Source organism: Vibrio sp. 10N.222.46.A1, assembly GCF_041473595.1.
GTDB classification, from domain to species: domain Bacteria; phylum Pseudomonadota; class Gammaproteobacteria; order Enterobacterales; family Vibrionaceae; genus Vibrio; species Vibrio tasmaniensis_A.
The window spans coordinates 1-467 of the sequence record NZ_JBFRSN010001650.1 but is presented as its reverse complement, the minus strand read 5'-3'; the positions used below and the strand labels follow the sequence as shown (position 1 = coordinate 467).

The 467-nt window shown below is 45.6% G+C and carries 1 protein-coding gene; it reads left to right on the top strand.

The genetic code is table 11. From position 1 onward, the window contains the following. Positions 1–37: 37 nt before the first annotated feature. Positions 38–467 (top strand): ASCH domain-containing protein (locus tag AB4496_RS28660; RefSeq protein ID WP_372133482.1); only part of this gene is annotated, 430 nt, incomplete at its 3' end.

The following is a 467-nucleotide window of genomic DNA, read 5'->3' as shown; positions in this document are numbered from 1 at the left end:
CTTATCGGCTGAAGCTTATATTGAATTTGGAAAAATCATGGAAGAACGAAGCAAAGCTTATCTCGAGAGCTACCTCAACACATTACCAGCAGACGTTGCCTCACAATACACCTCCTTTAGTACTGATTATTACTGCGCCGACGAATATAACGCCAACCTCTGTGCGCAACTGATACTAAAAGGTGAGAAGCAAGCATCTTGTAGCCTTGAATATTGGTATAGCCATGAAGGAGAAGCGATGCCTGTCGTGGGCCATTTGCAAGTCGTCACTGATTGGGATGGCATACCAGTTTGCATTGTAGAGATTACCTCGGTGTTATTGTGCAAATACAACGAAGTGACGGCTGAGTTTGCTGCCGCTGAAGGCGAGGGTGACAAAACACTAGAATGGTGGCGAGAAGCACACTGGAACTTCTTCTCTCGCGAATGTGAAGAGCTTAAGATCTCACCAAGTGAAGACATGCTAC